This is a genomic window from Rhodococcus sp. YL-1, from assembly GCF_001942025.1.
Classification (GTDB): Bacteria; Actinomycetota; Actinomycetes; order Mycobacteriales; family Mycobacteriaceae; genus Rhodococcus_F; species Rhodococcus_F qingshengii.
This window is the reverse complement of the sequence record NZ_CP017299.1, coordinates 23,140-39,625: the sequence shown is the minus strand read 5'-3', so window position 1 is coordinate 39,625 and position 16,486 is coordinate 23,140. Positions and strand designations below refer to the sequence as shown.

Annotated in this window: 14 protein-coding genes; 9 read left to right on the top strand and 5 right to left on the bottom strand. The window is 64.4% G+C overall.

The window, feature by feature from the left end; genetic code table 11:
- Positions 1-157 precede the first annotated feature (157 nt).
- From BH682_RS00170 to pknB, 6 genes are read left to right on the top strand one after another with little or no spacing between them, the layout of a single operon-like run.
- A complete protein-coding gene (locus tag BH682_RS00170) occupies positions 158-622 on the top strand; it encodes an FHA domain-containing protein FhaB/FipA (protein WP_003943418.1) in 465 nt (154 codons plus the stop codon).
- The gene (locus BH682_RS00165; RefSeq protein WP_075831709.1) at positions 619-2,043 is read left to right on the top strand and encodes a PP2C family protein-serine/threonine phosphatase; all 1,425 of its coding nucleotides are present in this window, start codon (positions 619-621) and stop codon (positions 2,041-2,043) included. The genes BH682_RS00170 and BH682_RS00165 overlap by 4 nt, the downstream gene beginning before the upstream one ends.
- Complete coding sequence (locus BH682_RS00160) at positions 2,043-3,494, top strand: FtsW/RodA/SpoVE family cell cycle protein (RefSeq protein WP_007735775.1); 1,452 nt, start codon at positions 2,043-2,045, stop codon at positions 3,492-3,494. The genes BH682_RS00165 and BH682_RS00160 overlap by 1 nt, the downstream gene beginning before the upstream one ends.
- The gene (locus BH682_RS00155; RefSeq protein WP_007735774.1) at positions 3,491-4,957 is read left to right on the top strand and encodes a peptidoglycan D,D-transpeptidase FtsI family protein; all 1,467 of its coding nucleotides are present in this window, start codon (positions 3,491-3,493) and stop codon (positions 4,955-4,957) included. Before BH682_RS00160 ends, BH682_RS00155 begins: the two co-directional genes overlap by 4 nt.
- A gap of 3 nt (positions 4,958-4,960) precedes the next feature.
- Complete coding sequence (locus BH682_RS00150) at positions 4,961-6,319, top strand: protein kinase domain-containing protein (protein WP_075831707.1); 1,359 nt, start codon at positions 4,961-4,963, stop codon at positions 6,317-6,319.
- Positions 6,316-8,241 (top strand): Stk1 family PASTA domain-containing Ser/Thr kinase, encoded by a 1,926-nt coding sequence (pknB, locus tag BH682_RS00145; protein ID WP_042453355.1) that lies wholly within the window; start codon positions 6,316-6,318, stop codon positions 8,239-8,241. Before BH682_RS00150 ends, pknB begins: the two co-directional genes overlap by 4 nt.
- A gap of 57 nt (positions 8,242-8,298) precedes the next feature.
- On the opposite strand, the gene BH682_RS00140 is transcribed toward pknB, so the two are convergent.
- A complete protein-coding gene (locus tag BH682_RS00140) occupies positions 8,299-8,964 on the bottom strand; it encodes an aminodeoxychorismate/anthranilate synthase component II (protein ID WP_003942537.1) in 666 nt (221 codons plus the stop codon).
- Positions 8,965-8,986: 22 nt separating this feature from the next.
- Complete coding sequence (locus tag BH682_RS00135; RefSeq protein WP_003942461.1) at positions 8,987-9,700, bottom strand: DUF881 domain-containing protein; 714 nt, start codon at positions 9,698-9,700, stop codon at positions 8,987-8,989.
- Between the two features lie 102 nt (positions 9,701-9,802).
- On the opposite strand from BH682_RS00135, the gene crgA reads away from it, so the two are divergent.
- Entirely contained in the window at positions 9,803-10,066 is a 264-nt protein-coding gene (crgA, locus tag BH682_RS00130) for a cell division protein CrgA (RefSeq protein ID WP_003942576.1), read from the top strand.
- 107 nt (positions 10,067-10,173) lie between these two features.
- Positions 10,174-10,665, top strand: a complete 492-nt coding sequence (locus BH682_RS00125) for a PH domain-containing protein (RefSeq protein WP_063315331.1) — start codon at positions 10,174-10,176, stop codon at positions 10,663-10,665.
- Between the two features lie 7 nt (positions 10,666-10,672).
- Here the strand turns inward: BH682_RS00125 and BH682_RS00120 are convergent, their stop codons facing one another.
- Together BH682_RS00120 and BH682_RS00115 are read right to left on the bottom strand one after the other, a co-directional pair.
- On the bottom strand, positions 10,673-11,521 hold the full coding sequence (locus BH682_RS00120) for a TauD/TfdA family dioxygenase (RefSeq protein ID WP_030536704.1): 849 nt from the start codon (positions 11,519-11,521) through the stop codon (positions 10,673-10,675).
- Positions 11,522-11,627: 106 nt separating this feature from the next.
- Positions 11,628-12,995, bottom strand: coding sequence for an FAD-binding oxidoreductase (locus tag BH682_RS00115; RefSeq protein WP_024487653.1), 1,368 nt, complete (start codon positions 12,993-12,995; stop codon positions 11,628-11,630).
- A 139-nt stretch (positions 12,996-13,134) separates the two neighbouring features.
- Here BH682_RS00115 and BH682_RS00110 point away from each other — a divergent pair, with 139 nt between their 5' ends.
- Positions 13,135-15,000 (top strand): helix-turn-helix domain-containing protein, encoded by a 1,866-nt coding sequence (locus BH682_RS00110; protein ID WP_075831702.1) that lies wholly within the window; start codon positions 13,135-13,137, stop codon positions 14,998-15,000.
- Here BH682_RS00110 and BH682_RS00105 read toward each other — a convergent pair.
- Positions 14,991-16,334, bottom strand: coding sequence for an MFS transporter (locus BH682_RS00105; RefSeq protein WP_075831700.1), 1,344 nt, complete (start codon positions 16,332-16,334; stop codon positions 14,991-14,993). The genes BH682_RS00110 and BH682_RS00105 overlap by 10 nt on opposite strands.
- Between the last annotated feature and the right edge of the window lie 152 nt (positions 16,335-16,486).

The following is a 16,486-nucleotide window of genomic DNA, read 5'->3' as shown; positions in this document are numbered from 1 at the left end:
ATAACAATCGAACATTCGGCGGTCCGTCGGCGCGCCGCCGTCACGCGGCTGTCAGTATCGTGATCTTCGGGGCCCAGAGCCCCCTATGATGCTGCCAGTCGACAATGCTCGAACCCCGCTGCGGCGGGGCTCGAGCCATAGAAGGAGGTGGACAGCCGTGCAGGGCCTGATTCTGCAACTCACACGGGCGGGCTTCCTGCTCCTACTGTGGCTGTTCGTCTGGGCAGTCCTCCGCACTCTCCGCTCCGATATCTATGCCGGTTCCGGGGTCAGGGTTCCGCCGCGGTACACCCGTGCCGGAAAGGTCCTGCCCTCGCTGGGCAAGGCGAAGGTGCCTCGGTACCTGGTGGTCACGCAGGGCGCCCTCGCCGGTACCCGCATCACCCTGGGTTCTCAGCCCGTCATGATCGGTCGCGCCGACGATTCGACGCTCGTTCTCACCGACGATTACGCGTCGACGCGCCATGCGCGGCTCTCTCAGCGCGGCGCTGATTGGTACGTCGAGGATCTCGGTTCGACCAACGGCACCTATCTGGACCGCGCCAAGGTCACCACTGCGGTGCGGGTGCCGCTGGGCACTCCGGTTCGCGTCGGCAAGACGGTAATCGAGCTACGCCCGTGACCCTTGTTCTCCGCTACGCGGCGCGCAGCGACCGCGGTCTCGTGCGCTCCAACAACGAAGATTCCGTGTACGCCGGTGCCCGTCTGCTGGCTTTGGCCGACGGTATGGGCGGACACGCGGCCGGTGAGGTCGCGTCACAGTTGATGATTGCCGCCCTGGCGCATCTCGACGACGACGAGCCCGGCGAGGATCTGCTCGGCAAGCTCGAGGCAGCCACCCGCGAGGGCAACGATTCCATCGCCGATCACGTCGAAGAAGAACCCGAACTCGACGGCATGGGCACCACGCTCACCGCGATCCTCTTCTCCGGCAGCAAGCTCGGCCTCGTGCACATCGGCGACTCGCGCGCCTACCTGCTCCGCGACGACCACCTGACGCAGATCACCCGCGACGACACGTTCGTTCAGTCGCTGGTCGACGAGGGCAGGATCACTGCCGAACAGGCACACACTCACCCGCAGCGATCCCTGATCATGCGGGCGTTGACCGGCAACGAGATCGAGCCGACGCTCACCGTGCGCGAAGCCCGCGCCGGCGATCGTTACCTGCTCTGCTCCGACGGCCTCTCCGACGTGGTCAGCGACGAGACCATCGAGAACACGATGCGCGAGGGCTCGCAGGAGCAGTGCGCCGACCGTCTCATCGAATTGGCGCTGCGCAGCGGCGGTCCTGACAACGTCACTGTCGTCGTCGCCGATGTCATCGACCTCGACTACGGCCAGTCGCATCCCATCGTCGCGGGCGCCGCGTCGACGGAAGAGGAAGAGGACGCCCCTCCCCCCAACACCGCTGCCGGCCGCGCCGCTGCCATGCGTCCGCCGCGCGCGACGCCCAAGCGAGTTGTCTCCCAACCCGAACCGGAACCGAAGAAGAAGCGGAACCGGTTGTGGTGGGTGGTCCTCGCCGTGGTGCTGATCGCGCTGGTCGGCGTCGGCGCCGTGATCGGCCGCGCCGTCATCCGCAACAACTACTACGTCGGCGAAGACAACGGCCGCGTGACGGTGCTGCGCGGAATCCCCGGTTCGGTGCTCGGCTACTCGCTGCAAGACGCGGATCTGGTGGGTTGCGTCGGCGACGACGACGTCCTGACCCTCGTCTCCCTCGACGCGATTCCCAGCAACTGCAACATCCTCGAAGTGACGGATCTGCAGCCGTCGGCGCAGGAGCAGGTGCGCGCCGGGTTGCCGTCCGGCAAGCGTGAGGATGCGCAGAGCCAGATGATCCGTCTCATCGGCGGCGATCTGCTGCCTCGTTGTGAGCCGATTCCGACGACGACGGCCACGCCCACTCCCCCGCCGGCACCGGAGACCACGCCGCCCCCCGCACCGCCCGGGGAGCCTGCTGCGCCGACGACGGCGGCACCCACGACTACGCCGACGCCGACCGACATTCCCGGTCAGACTTGCAGGACGGTCAACTGATGTCGTCCAACGCAGCTGCGGGGACGGCTTTTCCGAGTCCGCCCGGAGGTTTTGCCCCGGCGCCGGTCCAGTCGACCCGTCGAAACATGGAGCTGCTGCTCCTGGGCTTTGCCGTCATCATCACGACGGTCTCGCTTCTGCTCGTCGAGGCGAGCCAGGAACAGAAGATCACTCTCGATCTGGCCAAGTACGCGCTCGCGTACACGGGCTTGTTCCTGATCGCGCACTTGGCAATTCGGCGGTATGCGCCGTACGCCGATCCGCTGTTGCTGCCGATCGTCGCCCTGCTCAACGGCCTCGGGTTGGTGCTCATCCACCGACTCGACCTCGCCGACGAACAGACAGCGCTCTACAACGGCGTCGAGGCACCGTCACCGGATGCGAACCAGCAGGTCATGTGGACTGCATTGGCGATCACCGGTTTCGTGCTGCTGCTCGTGTTCTTGAAGGACTACCGCCTGATGGCGCGGTTCAGCTACACACTCGGCCTCGCAGGCCTGGTGTTCCTGGCGATTCCCGCGATCCTGCCGGCGAAGTTCTCGAGCGTGAACGGCGCAAAAATCTGGATTCGCCTGCCCGGATTCAGCATTCAGCCAGGTGAGTTCGCGAAGATCCTGCTCATCATCTTCTTCGCGTCAGTGCTCGTCGCCAAGCGCGACCTGTTCACCTCGGCCGGTAAACACTTCCTGGGCATGGACTTTCCGCGTGCCCGCGACCTCGGCCCGATCCTGCTCGCCTGGATCGTCTCGGTGGGCGTGCTCGTCTTCGAAACCGACCTCGGTACGTCGCTGCTGCTCTTCAGCACCGTGCTGGTGATGCTCTACATCGCGACCGAGCGTGTGGGCTGGCTGGTGATCGGCGGCGGACTGCTCGCCATCGGATTCTTCTTCGCCTACAAGATGTTCGGACACGTGCGCGTTCGCGTCGACACCTGGCTGGACCCGCTCGGCGACTACGCCAACACCGGTTATCAGATCTCGCAATCGCTGTTCGGCCTGGCCACCGGTGGTATCGCCGGAACAGGTCTGGGCAGCGGCCGCCCCAACCAGGTGCCGTTCGCGAAGACGGACTTCATCATCGCGACCATCGGCGAAGAGCTCGGCCTGATCGGCCTGGCCGCTGTGCTCATGCTGTTCCTGCTTCTCATCGTGCGCGGCCTGCGTACGGCGTTGGCCGTGCGCGACAGCTTCGGCAAACTGCTCGCCGCCGGTCTGTCGTTCACGATCGCGATCCAGATTTTCGTCGTCGTCGGCGGCGTCACCAAGCTGATCCCGCTGACGGGTCTGACAACACCGTTCATGTCGTACGGCGGCTCGTCGCTGCTCGCGAACTACCTACTGCTGGCCATCCTCGTCCGGATCTCGGACGCGGCTCGTGCGCCGGTAGTGACGAAGAAGAAAGGTCCGCCCCCAATCGCTGACGCCAATACCGAGATGATGCCGCGCGTATGAACACTCCACTGCGCCGCGTCGCGATGGCCGTCATGGTGATGGTCGTCGCGCTCCTCGCCAACGCCACGTACGTACAGGTCATCAAAGCTGACGACCTGCGAGCCGACCCGCGCAACTCGCGCGTGCTGCTCGACGAGTACTCACGCCAGCGAGGTCAGATCTCGGCTTCCGGTCAGGTGCTTGCCGCCTCCCGCGCCACCGACGACCGGTACAAGTACCTGCGTGAGTATCCGAATCCGTACCCGTACGCACCGGTCACCGGTTTCTACTCGATGCAGTACGGCAGCGCCGGCCTCGAGCGCACCGAGGATCCGATTCTCAACGGCTCGGACAACCGGCTGTTCAGCCAGCGCTTCTTCGACCTTGTATCCGGACGCGATCCGCGCGGCGGCAACGTCGTCACGACGCTCAATCCGGCCATGCAGCAGGTGGCGTACGACCAGCTGACCAGCAAGGGCTACACCGGTTCCGTCGTCGCCATCGAGCCGAGCACCGGACGCATCCTGACGATGGTCAGCACTCCGAGCTACGACCCGAACCTGCTTGCCAGCCACGACGGCGCCGAAACCACGAAGGCGTGGGACGAGCTCAACGCCGATCCCAACGATCCGTTGGTCAACCGCGCGATCTCGCAGACCTACCCTCCCGGTTCGACGTTCAAGGTGCTCACCACGGCCGCAGCTCTTGGCAACGGTGCGACGCCGGACGACCAGCTGACCGCGGCTCCGCAGATCACGCTGCCCGGCACCAGCACGACCCTCGAGAACTACAACGGCAGCACCTGCGGCCCCAACCCGACGGCGTCGTTGCGTGACGCGTTTGCGCGCTCGTGCAACACGGCTTTCGTCGAACTGGGCATCAAGGACGGCGCCGACGCCATCAAGGACGAGGCCAGCGCCTTCGGCATCGGACCCAACACTCCCGCGATCCCGCTGCCGGTTGCAGACAGCACCGTCGGCGACATCTCCGACGACGCGGCTCTCGGCCAGACCAGCATCGGCCAGCGCGACGTCGCGGTGACCCCGCTCGAGAATGCAGTGATCGCCGCGACCGTCGCCAACGGCGGTGTGCGGATGCAGCCCAACCTGATCTCCCAGTTGCAGGCACCCGATCTGACCGATCTCAGTACGCCGTCACCGGTGTCGATGGGTCAGGCGATCTCGCCGGCAGTTGCGGCAACGCTGACCGATCTGATGATCGGCTCGGAGAACTTCACCGGCGGCGACGGCAAGATTCCCGGCGTTCAGATCGCGTCCAAGACCGGTACCGCCGAGCACGGCGTGAACCCGCGGGAAACTCCGCCGCACGCCTGGTACATCGCTTTTGCACCGGCGCAGAATCCGACGGTCGCCGTGGCCGTCATAGTCGAGAACGGTGGTGACCGCGGACTTGCCGCTACCGGTGGCTCGGTTGCTGCGCCGATCGGTCGTGCAGTCATCGCAGCCGGAATCCAAGGGGGCTGAACCGTGGCGTTGAACAACGGCGCTTTGATCGCCGATCGTTACCGATTGATCCGTCTCATCGCCACCGGTGGGATGGGTCAGGTGTGGGAAGCCACGGACTCCCGGCTCAACCGTCGCGTCGCCGTCAAGGTACTCAAGTCCGAGTTCTCTTCCGATCCGGAGTTCTTGGAGCGCTTCCGCTTCGAGGCCCGCACCACCGCACAGCTCAACCATCCCGGTATCGCCGGAATCTACGACTACGGCGAGACCCGCGACAGCTCGGGTGATTCCACGGCGTACCTGGTGATGGAACTCGTCAACGGTGAACCGCTCAACGCTGTCCTGGCACGCGTCGGCCGCCTGGCGGTTCCGCATGCCCTCGACATGCTCGAGCAGACCGGCCGCGCCCTGCAGGTCGCACACGACGCCGGTGTCGTGCACCGCGACGTGAAGCCGGGCAATATCCTCATCACGCCTACTGGCCAGGTGAAGATCACGGACTTCGGCATCGCCAAGGCCGTCGAGAACTCTCCTGTCACGCGCACGGGAATGGTGATGGGCACCGCCCAGTACATCGCGCCCGAGCAGGCTCTCGGTCAGGACGCGACCGCGGCGAGTGACGTGTACTCGCTGGGAATCGTCGGATACGAAGCACTTTCGGGTCGACGCCCGTTCACCGGTGACGGCGCGCTGACCGTCGCGATGAAGCACGTGCAGGAAACCCCGGCTCCGATGCCGGCCGACCTGCCGCCGAACATCCGCGAGCTCATCGACATCACGTTGACCAAGGATCCGGCCGGCCGCTACGCCAGTGGCGGCGAGTTCGCCGACGCCGTTGCAGCCGTTCGGGCAGGAAGGCGTCCACCGCCGCCCGGTCTGCTCGCCACCGGTGCCGCGAGCGCGTTGCCGGCAACGGGTGCCACGCAGGTCATGCCGCCGACGTACGCGGGTCCGGTGACGGGCGCCGCTGTTGCGGACGACGCGGCAGCCGGCGGACTGACCAGTGGGCAGAAGGCCGTGGCGTGGGCCGGCGGCGGATTGATCTTGTTGGCGTTGATCATCGGCGGAGTCTGGATCGCAACCGACGGTCCGAGCGACCCGACGCCGCCCGTCGTCACGTCCACGACATTGCCGACCACCACGACGACCAAGCCCACCACGACGACGACTCGGCCGACAACGACGACCACCGAGCCGACAACCACGACGACTCGGCCGACGACAACCACGACCGAGCCGACAACCACCACGACAACGCCGACCACGACAACAACAACTCCGACGACCACAACCACCACCACGACGACAACGACGACCACAACGACCACTGAGCCGTTGGCGGATCCCGGAGACGCTGAAGAACCGCTAGGACAAGACCAATGACGACACCCCGCAATCTCTCCTCCCGCTACGAGCTGGGTGAGATTCTCGGCTTCGGCGGAATGTCCGAGGTTCACCTGGCGCGCGACCTCCGACTCAGCCGCGACGTCGCGATCAAGGTGCTGCGTGCAGACCTCGCGCGCGATCCCACGTTCTACTTGCGGTTCCGTCGTGAGGCGCAGAACGCTGCTGCGCTGAACCATCCGGCGATCGTGGCCGTCTACGACACCGGTGAAGCCGAGACCGACGCCGGGCCGCTGCCGTACATCGTCATGGAGTACGTCGACGGCGACACGTTGCGTGACATCGTGCGCAGCACCGGGCCGATGGCTCCGCGCAAGGCGATGGAAGTGATCGCGGACGTCTGTGCCGCTTTGGACTTCAGCCACCGCAACGGCATCGTGCACCGCGACGTCAAGCCCGCCAACATCATGATCAACCGTGCCGGCGCCGTGAAGGTGATGGACTTCGGTATCGCCCGTGCCATTTCCGACGCGTCGAGCCCGATGACGCAGACGGCCGCCGTGATCGGCACCGCTCAGTACCTCTCGCCGGAGCAGGCGCGAGGTGAGCAGGTCGACGCGCGTTCGGACGTGTACTCGCTCGGTTGTGTGCTGTTCGAGATTCTGACGGGCGAGCCGCCCTTCAAGGGTGATTCACCGGTCGCCGTGGCGTACCAGCATGTTCGTGAAGATCCGCAGACGCCGTCGGAGATCAATCCCGACATTCCGCGCGAGCTGGATTCGATCATTCTCAAGGCGATGAGCAAGAACCCGGCCAACCGCTACCAGAGCGCCGGCGACATGCGCAGCGACTTGGTACGTGTCCTGGGCGGTCAGCGTCCGAGTGCTCCGATGGTGATGAACGACGAGGACCGCACCACCATCCTCGGCGCCGTCGGCTCCGACACCGGGAACTACCGCACCGCTCCCGATCCGGTCGAGCCGGTTCCTGCGAGGACAACTCGCGCCGCCGAGCCGCCTGCCAAGAAGAAGGGCGGACGCTACGCCCTGATGGGCATCGCGGCGCTTCTGGTGATCGGTCTGGTGACGTTCTTCCTCATTCGGGTGAACTCGCCGAAGGTCGAGATGGTGACCGTTCCGGGTGACCTGACCAACCAGCCCGCCGACGTCGCCGAGGCGACGCTGACCAACGCCGGATTCCAGGTGGAGCGTCAGCAGAAGACGGACAAGGTGATCGCCGCCGGAAACGTCATCACGACGCGTCCGGTTGCCGGGGTGCGTATCGAGAAGGGCAGCACCGTCACCATCGACGTGTCCACCGGACCCGAGCAGGTCGCGATCCCACGCCTGACCGGGCTGAGCCAGGACGACGCGGAGAAGAAGCTCAACTCCGTCGGACTCCGACTTGATCCGACCATCGGCAAGGCGGCATCGACCGTCGCCGAGGTCGACAAGATCGTCAATCAGGACCCGGCCGTCGGAGTGTCGGTTGTTCTCGATTCCGCGGTCTCGATCACCGTCGGCACCGGACCGGAGCAGGTTCGTGTCCCGGATGTCACCGGTCAGCGTGAAGAGGTGGCGAGGCCCAACATCGAAGGTGCCGGGTTCGTCGTCCAGATCACGGAGATCGATTCGGGACTGCCCAAGGGACAGGTTGTTTCGACCGACCCGACCGGCGGTACTTCGGCCACCAAGGGTTCGACCGTGACGCTACGAGTGTCCAACGGCAACCAGGTCGCGATGCCTGATCTGACCAACAAGACGGTGTCGGAGGCGTTGAGCACGCTTCGCGCAGCCGGCTGGGCGGGAACTGCATCGCAGCTGGTGCAGAACCAGAGCACGACGCTCACCCCGGAAATGGTGGGCAAGATCGTCTCGCAGACGCAGCCTCCGGGCTCGGAGATCTCCAAGGACGCAGTCATCACCGTCAGCGTCGGAGCGCTCGGAATCCCCGGCCGCTAGCAAAGTGAAAAAGTGCCTCCCGGAGATTTCCGGGAGGCACTTTTTTGTGGACAGGTGTCAGAGAATTGCGGGCAATGCGCCGCCGAGCGCCGACGCGACCTCGGCCTCGAGGGCTGCGACGAGCCCTTCCGGCGGCGCCTCACCGCAGACTGCGAGCCAGTTCGCGAGCATCCGGTGTCCACCCTGGGTGAGTACGGACTCGGGGTGGAACTGGACGCCGTGAATCGGCAGTTCGCGGTGGCGCATCGCCATCACGACGCCGCTCTCGGTGTGGGCGGTCACCTCGAGTTCCTCGGGAATGGTGTCCTCGAGAACCGTCAGCGAGTGGTAGCGGGTAGCGGTGAACGGATCGGGCAGTCCGGCCAGGACGCCGACGTCCTTGTGATGAACCAGACTCGTCTTGCCGTGAAGCAGTTCGGGCGCGCGGTCGACGGTTCCGCCGAAAGCCGCACCGATCGCCTGATGTCCGAGGCAGACGCCAAGCAGCGGGGTCTTGGTGTCGGCGCAGACCTTCACCAGATCCATCGTCGCTCCCGCGCGCTGCGGAGTTCCGGGGCCCGGGCTCAGGAGAATGCCGTCGAACTGCGCTACTGCACCTTCGAGGTCTGCCGTCAGTTGTGGATCGTCGTTGCGCCAGACCACGGCTTCGGTTCCGAGCTGGCCGAGGTACTGCACCAGGTTGAACACAAAGCTGTCGTAGTTGTCGACGACGAGAATCCTCATGAGAGCAGGGTAAACGCCTGTGCTATCCGCCGGTATAGGCGGGGACCGTGATCTGCGACGGCGTCGCCTGCGTGTACCCGAGGCCGAAGCGGGTCGCGTACTGCTTGTAGATCCGAATGCCCGGTTCGGCAGCGAGTGCCGCCTCGAGGCGCGCGACGTCGCCGATGGCACTCATCACGTACGGCGGGCTGTAGGTACGTCCGTGAAGAAGGAGGGTGTTTCCGATGCACCGCGGCGCCGACGTACTGATGATCCGTTGGTCCTGCATGCCCACCGCTTCGGCACCGCCCGCCCACAGTGCGTTCAGGACGCTCTGGACGTCCTGCTGATGCACGACGAGGTCGTCCGGGGTGGCGTCGACCGGATACTTGCCGTCGGCGTTGCGCGGAGCGTCCGTCATCGTGACGACAACACCCGGGCCGGTCATCTCCGTCAGTCCCGCGTCGGCGGAGATGTTCTTGATGTCTCCGAGCGCGGCGGCCACTCCGGCGTCGGACCGAGCGGCGTCTTGCTGCAGCGAATCGAGCTGAGCGGCAAGTTCGTCCCGGTCGGCCGAAACTTTTTCGGCATTGGCCTGGGCGCTGCGGACCAGATCGGAGAGCCTGGTGCTTTCGGTGACCTGGAGCTGGTTTTCCTCGGCGGATCGTTGCGCCGTGGCGACCATCAGACCGGCTACCAGGCAGACGGCAAGTACACCGATGTGCCAGACGGTTCGTGAAGATTCACCCGAAGACACGTGGCTCCTCCCGGATTGTGCAGGTCGGCCGGTGACCAACTGGACACAGCTACGTTAGCGTGTAGGTAACACATGCAGGTCACACCGTAGAGCGAGGACGTCATGCCCAAGTCGAAGGTCCGTAAGAAGAACGACTACACAGTCAACCCGGCAAACCGCACTCCGGTGAAGGTGAAGATGGGTCCGTCGAGCACGTTGTACGTCTCCGTAATGCTCGGATTCATGCTCGTCGGCCTGGCGTGGTTGATTGTGTACTACTTGGCCGCGGATTCGATCACGTGGATGAACGACTTGGGAAACTATAACTTCCTCGTCGGCTTCGGCTTCATGGTTGTGGGTCTTGTGATGACCATGAGATGGCGCTGACCAGCGAGTATCTGATTCGACTCGAATCGTGACCGTCTCTCAATTACATGGGTGTCATTCATCCCCATTGTGGATAACCCCTGTGGACAACCTAGGAAGTTATCCACATGCTCGAGGATGAATTTCATCCACAGCCTCGTGACAACGCCACGGAAGTCGTCTCGTGGGCCACTCCGATGGGTGTTGTCTACGCGATGTTCGGCGGCGGAATTGCCCTCGCGATCGCCTCGATAATCGCGCCCACGGAGCCTGCCGGGCGCTTCCTGCTCGCCCTCGCGGTGATCGGGCTGTTCGTGATGGGCGGACTCGCCCTGCGTCAGCGCCCCCGCCTGGCTGTGATCGAAGACGCGGGAACCAAGTCGATCGCGGTGCAGCGCCTGCGCGCCCGCCACGAGTTCACCCGCGAACAGATCGACCGGGTCCGTCTCGTCCGCTACCCGCGCCTCGGTCGACGCGTCCCGATGCTCGAGATCGACATCGTCGACCGTCCCACCGACACGGAGAAGCTGTTGATCTTCGGACGCTGGGATCTCGGCACGTCACCGGAGGACGTCCTGGACGTGCTCGCCGTCCACGGTTTGGTGCCGCCCGAGAAATAAGCGCTGGTTACATGGCCAGTGCCGCGAGGTCCGGCTGCACGATGTCGAGAGCCTGCTGCGGCACCGCGACTGCGTCGCTCGACCATCCCCAGATCGAGTACAGCTCACGGCCGGGGTCGGTGTATCCGTCGCGGCCGTGCAGTACCCGGTAGTTGTCGATGCAGATCATCTCGCCGGCTTCGGCGCGGAACATCGGACCGCTGTCTCGCACGTGAATCACAGCCTCACTCCACTGCTTCACCAGCGGCCACTGCGCTACTTCCGATTCACCGGCGATCGGCGCGAGATATGGGTGATACCGAACCTGGTTGCGTCCACTCGGCACCGTCCGGGCGATCGGCGCAAATGTGTTCTGCGGGAAGTTCGGTTCCGAATGGTCGATGTCTGTGCTCCAACAGAATTCGGCCAGCTCCGCTGTTGCGGGATCGAAGGCGAGCAATTGGGTCAGTTTGACCGCGTCGATGAGAAACGAGTCGCCGCCGCTCGGGTACGCAGGACGCTTGCACCACAGAAATAGATAGTCGGGCGCGTAATCACCGAAAGCAAACCCGTCGTTGTGGGCGGTCATCCGCTCGCCGGAGATACCGAACGAGCGCTTGCGCCCGCGTTCGTCCACCGGTTGGGTGTCGACGACAGCGGCTTCGGCATCCTGACTTTTGGCGCTCGCCTCGAACTGGCGGCCGACGCGAATGCACTTCTCACCGAGCAACTTCGACGCGAAGGCAATGGCATCTTCCTCGGTGTGCAGGCCACCGAACACCGCGGCGCCGTCGAGAGCGATTGCCGCCCGGACGGCCTCGACCGTCTCCACGCGCCGCGGAACAACACTTGCCAGCGTCAAATCGGAAGAGAACATTCATCACTCCATACGTCGAGTTGGCCAAACGGTTCAACTCGAGCGTAGGAACTCGTCATTTCGACGGCGTAACTCCGGAAACCGATTCGGTTACGGAGCCAGCCTTTCAGATCACCTTGCCCGGGTTCATGATTCCGTGGGGGTCGAGTGCACCCTTGATCGCGTGATGCATCGCGACGACGGCCGGTGACAGTTCTTGCGCCAAGCCGCCCATCTTCAGTAGGCCGACGCCGTGCTCACCGGTGACGGTTCCGCCCAACTCGAGGGCGTTGTCGATGATCTCGGCAAAAGCGGCCTGAGCGCGCCTCCGCGCCGCTTCGTCGTCGTGTGGCGTGATCAGCAGCGGGTGCAGGTTGCCGTCACCCGCATGCGCGATGTTCGCGATGTGCGTGTCGTGCCGGGCCGAGATGGCCTCGATGCGCGCCAACATCTCCGGGACCGCCGCCTTGGGGACGCAGATGTCCTCGGTGAGCACCGGGCCGAGCCGCTCGAGGGCGGGGTATGCCAGACGCCGGGCGGAGAACAGGGCGTCGGCTTCCTCCTGGTCGGTGGATCTCGCGCTCCAGGTAGCTCCAGAGCGGTTGAAGCAGGCCAACATTCGCTCGGCTTCGGCGTCGCCGATCTCGCCCGGTGTGTCGATGCGGCCGAGCAGGACAACCTCGGCGTCGGCCGAGAGGCCCATGTTCTTCCAGGCATCGACGGCAAGCAGGCACTGCCGATCGATCAGCTCGAGGGCCGACGGCGTGAGACCGTCTGCGGCGACGGCTTCGACGGCCTTGCCCGCAGCGACGATGGAGTCGAAGTATCCGACGATGGTGCGTTCGGGATCGCGCTGAGGACGAAGCTTGACGGTCACCTCGGTGATCACCCCGAGAGTGCCTTCGGAGCCGACCATGAGTGCCGAGAGATCAAACCCAGCCACTCCCTTGGCAGTTCGACGCCCGAGCCGAACCAGCTCACCGGTTCCGGTGACCACCTGCATGCCCAGCACGTAGTCCTTGGTGACGCCGTACTTGACGCAACACAGGCCGCCGGCATTGGTCGCGACGTTGCCGCCGATCGTCGACCAGGGTGCGCTCGCCGGATCGGGTGGATACCAGAGGCCGTGCTCGGCGCAGGCGTCGCGGAGGTGATCGTTGACCACTCCGGGTTCGACCACGGCCAAACGCTCGAGGGTGTTGATCTCCTTGATGGCGTTCATCGCGTCGAAGGCGATCACGACGCCGCCGGCGACTGCGTTGGCTCCGCCCGACAGACCGGTTCCGGCGCCGCGCGTGACGACGGGCGCACCGTGGGCGATGCACGCCTGCACAACTGTCTGTACCTGCTCGGCTGTACGCGGGCGGACCACTGCGACCGGCATCTCGTAGGGAGCCCACTCGGCGTCGTCGTGGATGTAGCTCGCCATGATGTCGGGGTCGGTGATCAGTCGATCCGCATCGATCTGCGAGCCGAGCGCCTCGAGGAGTGTCATGTCTCCACGATAGTGACGGCCGCTACACCGCCCCATGTAGATTTACTCCGAGAAACCGGAAACTGTATGGACATTCTCTCCATACTCATCATTGGTCTGACGAGTTGGTCTGACGAGTTTGTCTGACAAGGGAGCGCGGATGCACGAGAACTGGCTACAGCTTCTCCTGGCCGAGGCATCCACCGAGGAACTGATCGAACACCGCGATCAGTTGGCCGCTGGGTCAGGCCCCGAGGCCGCCGCCGAAATCGAGCGAGAAGCCCGATCGGCACTTCAACTACGAAGTCTCCTGGCTCAGCGCCGACAGCGCGCCACCGAACTCGGGGCACTCAACGACATCGCGTCACTGCTGACCACGATGCACGATCACCACGCCCTCCTGCAGGAGATCGTGGATCAGGCCAAACGACTACTCGGCGTCGACCTTTCGTACCTTGCTCTCATTCATGACGACATCTTGATCATCGAAGTCACGAGCGGGGCGTACACGTCGCAACTGCTCGGCCTCACAGTTCCGTTCCGTGAAGGCCTCATCGGTCGCGTGGTCGAGAACTCCTCTCCTGCTTGGTCTCCCGACTACCGAAACGATCCCTCGTTTGCACACATCGGACCGGCCGACGACGCAGCGCGAGCCGAGAACATGCGCGGCCTGTTGGCCGTGCCGCTGACCTTGAACGGCAAGATCCTGGGTGCGCTGTGCGCGTGCAAACGTCAGGAGCGTCGATTCGGCAACGAGGAAGTTGCGTTGCTGTCCGCCCTCGCAGCTCATGCCTCGGTGGCGATCGAGAATGCCCGCTCTCTCGAACGCTATCGCGCGACGGTTGCAGAAGTGAATGCAGCGAACACCGAACTTGCTGAGCGCACAGCACTTCTCGAACAGACACTGACTTGGGATCGTTCGCTCACTCAGGTTGTCCTGCGCGGCGGCGGTGTTCGTGAACTCGTGGAGGAAACCTCGGCGTCGACGGGTTCGCCGGTGTTCTTCGTGACCGGAACATCCGAGATCCCACCGGGACTGCAACGGGTGAGCGAGAGCGTGCATCGGGTCTTCGACATCTTTGCCGCCGACCGACGCGAGCAGGAGGTGACGCTGATCGTCGGTGAGCAGTTCCTGTTCGCCACCGAAGTACGCAGTGCCGGTGACCAACTCGGAGTTCTGTTCCTATTCTCGCGCCAGGAACCCACCGCCGCCATGAGATTGGCACTCGAAAGGTCAGCCCCGGCCATTGCGCTTGCGCTGGTAGGCGAACGGGCGGCCAGGGAAGCTACCCGTCGGGCACGCGACGCATTTCTGGTCGATCTGATCACCAGGCCTGCGCCGACGCCAGCCGAGGTCACCGGTCAGTTCCGCCTGGCCGGGCTCAATCCTAACCGCTCGTACACCGTCGTGGTGGCCCGCCCGGCCGACGCCGTCGACCGTGCGCGTCGCAGTATCGAGGAAATTACATTCCCCTCGGGAACCGTTGTTGCCGAACATGGTTCACGAGTCATCGCACTGATTCCCGGAATGTCACCGGCAGCAGTTGCGAAGGCGTGGGTTCAGCCGGCGGAGAACCCGACCGTCGGAATCGCCGATCCCGCGGTGGGAGCGGAAGCTCTGGCGCGAGCCTATGTCGAGGCACAGCACACCGTCGACGTCCTCGAGACTCTCGGGCGGGCCTCCCACGTGGAGCCGGCAAGTTCACTCGGTATCTACCGAATTCTCCTCAGCCGCACCGGCCGCGAAGAACTGGAAGCCCTGACAGAGCGTTCCCTCGGTCCTCTCCTCGAGGAGGAGCAACGACGCGGCGTTCCGCTATTGGACACCCTCGCGTCGTACCTGTCGCACAACTGCAAGCACTCCGCGACCGCCGCCGCGCTCGCGATTCACGCCAACACCCTGTACCAACGGCTCGAGTCGATCGACAGGTTGATCGGTACACAGTGGCGTCAGCCGGACCAGGCGCTCGATCTTGCGCTCCTGATCCGGCTGCGTGCCAGTGCGGGGAAACTCGGTCAGATCTGAGCGGGCTTGCTCGGTCGCTTTGCCAGCGCCACCACAAGGATTGCGGCACAGAGCATCACGGCGCCCACCACCCATAGTCCTGCCTTGGCATTTCCGGTTACATCGGTGAGCCAGCCGGTGATGTACGGAGCACCGAAGCCCGACGCATTGCCGATCGAGTTGATCATGGCGATGCCCGCGGCCGCGCTGGCACCCGTCAGGAACGTGGTGGGCAGGTACCAGAAGACGGGGAGCGCACAGAGCACGCCGACGGCGGTGAGCGAGACCGCGATCATGACGGTGAACGGTGAATCCAGATACAGCGCAATCGGAATGGATACCGCGCCCAGGAGCGTCGGGGCTGCAACGTGCCACATTCGTTCACCGGTCTTGTCGGAATGGCGGCTCCACAGCACCATCGCGACAGCGCCGATCGCGTAGGGGACGGCCACGATCAGGCCTGTCTCGACGAGCGAGAAATCGGTGTCGAACGTCTGCTTGAATCCCGCGACGATGCTGGGCAGGAAGAAGCTCAAAGCGTAAAGGCCGTAGGTGATTCCGAAGTAGACCAGACCGAAACCGATGACGCGGGGATCACGCAGGGTCTTACCGGCCGACTGGTGACCGGCGTCGCCGAGTTCTTTTTCCTCGTCGGCCATCGACTTCATCAGCCAGGTGCGCTCCTCGAGGGTCAACCACTTTGCGTCGGCGGGACGATCGGTGAGGTAGAACCAGACGACAAACGCCAAGATCACGGCGGGCAGACCCTCGATCAGGTACATCACGCGCCATCCGGCGAGGCCGAACAGTCCGTCGCCGTACTGGATGATGGCCGCCGAAAGCGGGGCACCGAGCGCCGACGAGAGCGGAAGCGTCAGCAGGAACAGACCCATCAGGCGCACGCGGTACTTCTTCGGGAACCAGAAGGTCAGGTAGAGAAGAACTCCGGGGAAGAAGCCGGCCTCGGCGATTCCCAGCAGAATGCGGAGGAAATAGAGGCTGCCCACGTTAGGCACGAATGCCAGCGCAGCGGCAAGGATGCCCCAGGTGAGCATGATCCGCGCGATCCACAGCCGGGCGCCGAAGCGGTGCAGGGCCAGGTTGCTCGGCACCTCGAACAGCAGGTAGCCGACAAAGAAGAGACCGGACGCAAGGCCGAACATCGTCTCGGTCATCCCGAGGTCGGCGCTCATGGTGAGCTTCGCGAAGGCGATGTTCGTACGATCCAGATAGTTCACGAAATAGAGCAGGATCAAAAAGGGGATCAGTCGTCGCGCTACCTTCTTCACCACGCGAGATTCGATCTCGCTCGGCGCAACCCCACCGTCAGTGGTGGTGCTATCGGTGGAGGTCATGGCAGGGGTACTCCTCGGAAAAGGTCAGCGTTGCTATCTACGAAGTGACTCAAGCCACAGTAGAAGCACGACCGAGCCCAACCTATGTGGACAATCTCTACAGAAGCCGTCTCTGCATGTGCGATTGCTCCCAAAGATCCGGCAGATGATCC